This is a genomic window from Nostocoides sp. F2B08, from assembly GCF_009184895.1.
Taxonomy (GTDB): domain Bacteria; phylum Actinomycetota; class Actinomycetes; order Actinomycetales; family Dermatophilaceae; genus F2B08.
On sequence record NZ_WESE01000029.1, the window covers coordinates 1 to 2,710 of the forward strand.

The 2,710-nt window shown below is 66.2% G+C and carries 4 protein-coding genes; 1 reads left to right on the forward strand and 3 read right to left on the reverse strand.

Features of this window, described 5'->3' with window-relative positions:
• The first annotated feature begins 181 nt into the window (after positions 1 to 181).
• A complete protein-coding gene (locus GA707_RS20560; RefSeq protein WP_152180313.1) occupies positions 182 to 502 on the forward strand; it encodes a peptidoglycan DD-metalloendopeptidase family protein in 321 nt (106 codons plus the stop codon).
• 46 nt (positions 503 to 548) lie between these two features.
• Here the strand turns inward: GA707_RS20560 and GA707_RS21925 are convergent, their stop codons facing one another.
• The 3 genes from GA707_RS21925 to GA707_RS20575 form a co-directional block, all read right to left on the reverse strand.
• The gene (locus GA707_RS21925; RefSeq protein ID WP_370460070.1) at positions 549 to 1,037 is read right to left on the reverse strand and encodes a nuclease-related domain-containing protein; all 489 of its coding nucleotides are present in this window, start codon (positions 1,035 to 1,037) and stop codon (positions 549 to 551) included.
• 105 nt (positions 1,038 to 1,142) lie between these two features.
• On the reverse strand, positions 1,143 to 1,463 hold the full coding sequence (locus tag GA707_RS21930) for a hypothetical protein (RefSeq protein WP_370460071.1): 321 nt from the start codon (positions 1,461 to 1,463) through the stop codon (positions 1,143 to 1,145).
• A gap of 391 nt (positions 1,464 to 1,854) precedes the next feature.
• On the reverse strand, positions 1,855 to 2,145 hold the full coding sequence (locus GA707_RS20575; RefSeq protein WP_152180314.1) for a transposase: 291 nt from the start codon (positions 2,143 to 2,145) through the stop codon (positions 1,855 to 1,857).
• Between the last annotated feature and the right edge of the window lie 565 nt (positions 2,146 to 2,710).

Consider the following 2,710-nt stretch of genomic DNA (forward strand, 5'->3'; position numbering starts at 1 on the left):
ACGAGTTCGAGACCACGACCGCCGCCGCGACCGCGGTCATGGACTGGTGCTTCAACTTCTACAACACCACCCGCCGGCACAGCTCCGCTGCGATGATGTCACCCATCGCCTACGAGACCGCGGCCCTCACCCCGAGAGCCGCTTAAAGGAAGCCCTCCACGATTCGGGGGGAACCACATACATGCTCGGCCAAGCTGGTCGAGTCCGAGGCGGTCCGGCAGCGGTCGCGGGCAACCACGTCGTCATCGCCACTGGCGAGCGTGGGCCGTACATCCTCCTGGCTCATCTTCAGAAGGGCTCCGTCACCGTTACCGTCGGCGACCAGGTGCTCGAAGGCGCCGTCGTTGGCGGGTGCGGCAACTCCGGCAACAGCACGCAGCCGCACGTGCACATCCAGGCCACCGACAGCACGAACTGGGACCAGGCACGAGGACTGCCCATCGTGTTCCGGACCACCAACGCACCCGCCCTGCCCGCAGAGTCCGAGATCGTCTCGATCTGACCCGCGTCTACCTGAGTCACACCGCCGGGTATCCGCGCTTGCGCGTTCAGGCCGGGGGCAGCGGGTGTGCGAGTTTCCGGTGAACTTCGGCAACGGTTCCGGCCGTGATCGGTCCGTCTGCCTGGAGCTGGGGGTAGAGCTTCTTGGGCCACAGTGTCCGCACTCCGCGGGTGGTGAAGGTGCCACCGATCAGGGGCCAGTCCGCTTCGACGAAGCACAGCACACCGTGGACCGGGACCTCGTCTTCGAGCAGTCCGCGCACCACGTCGACCTGCTTGAGCACTCCGTCGACGAGCTTGGTGCAGTCGCGAGAGCCGACCAGCAGGCGCTCCACGCGAGGCCGGAAGAGGCCCCCTTCGACCCGGAGGTGAGGACGGCCACGGTACTTCTTGGCATCGATGACGTAGATGCCTGTGGCGGTCACGGCCAGGTGGTCGATGTTGGCTTTGCTTCTCGGGATCCGCCGATCGTGCAACAGCCGGAGTGTGTCTGAGGCGAGGCGGTCCAGGCCCTTGCCGAGTCTCTCTTCTCCCACCGCGCCAACGTCCCACGCAGTCGTGGACTGCTTTTCATCCGAGACAGCGAGCATCAGACCGCCGAGTTTCGGGTGTTTGGCCCGGATACGTTCTTCCCGCTTTGCCTAGCGTCGCTCGAACTCTCGTCGCGCTGATGCCCCCGGCGTACCCGACTCGACGACGTCCGCAAGCGGAGGCTCGCTGGCGGCGACGGTCGCAGGCGCCACGACCTCAACAAGAACTGGGTCGACGATTGTTGCGATCGCAGGCTCGACGGCGTCGACAACGGGCTCGATCTGAGGGCCCATGTCGTGACTGAGGCACCGGACCGTCTTCGTGGTCCTTTCGTAGATCGCCTCGGCCTTGGCGGGAAGCTCCACCCCGCAGACCCGGCATGCGCCGGCGTACCGCAGTCGCATCCGCTTCTCGTCGGATCCCCCGTCCACACCCCTACCGTAGGTTCCCGGCTTTCCAAGTTGGCGATCAACGACACAGGAAGTTGCGGCACATCGCCGGATATCGCCGTGCCGTCGTGCGGGCGGCTGGGGTCAGGCCACTGTGGACGCGAGTGCCTCGAGGTCGGCGCGGAGCCTTGCGATCATGGCCTGGGGCGTGCTCTCTCCTGCCGCGATCTGGGTCATCAGCAACTCCCGGGCGAGCGTCGATGCCGGCACCCCGCGTCGGTCCGCGAGCTGCGCCAAAGCCTGCATCTCATCCTCGTTCAGACGCACCTGCAGNGTCTTGGTCCGGCCGTGCCCCCGGGTCAGCGTCGACCCCGGCTTCAGCTCGGCATCCTTGTGTGCCTCAGATGCGGCGGCCTCGGCCGCGATCAGGTCCTCAACTCCCATCGTGAGCCTCCTCTCGATATCGCCGCCGGTCCGTGGGATTCGACGGCCAGGCGTTCACGCCCCACACGGTCTCGCCATCCGGCAGGACGATGACGGTCACCAGGTTGCCCATCGAGGGCGACCAGCCGACCACCCGCACCGTTCTGCCCGACACCGATGACGGGTCCGGTGTGATGACCAGACGGTTCGGATCATCCAGGGCTTCGTTGGCGAGATCCGGCGTCATGGAGTGCTTGGCGATGTAATCGCCGCGATTGCTCCAGTCAGCCGGCCCCTCCATCACTCGACTGTACTACACGCGCACTACGTGGCTGAGGTAGAGGCGAGGTCCCCGTCCGTTCACGTCCTCGCAGAAGAGATGGCGCCCAGCGACCTCGATACCTTCACGGACGTACTGCACAACGCCGGATGTTGACCCTGGTCGCACTTCGATGCGGCCCTCAGCGCGTGGCGCTGAGCGACGAGGATGCAGGAGGGGCTCAACAGCCTCCGGCGACCACCCCGGTGTGGATCTACCATCAGGCCATGCCAAGGGTGGACCCGGACGACGACTCGATNGGCAGCCATGGCTCAGGAGCAGCGGAGCCTGACCCAACGCCAAGAGCACGGCGGGGACCCGCGCGAACATCTCACTGGCACTCTCCTCGAACCTGGCGATCAAGCCAGAGCGCGGACGGGACGACTCGTGCGCCGCTCGATTGAGCACGGGGTTGCCCCTGGGCGTTGATCGACGAGCAGGATCTGCCTCGCAACATCGCCCGATACAGGGCCGTATCCGAACGCGACCGCATGCTCGCGCCCTTTCGCCGACTACGAGGCTGGCTGCGACGAAACACGTCCCAGCG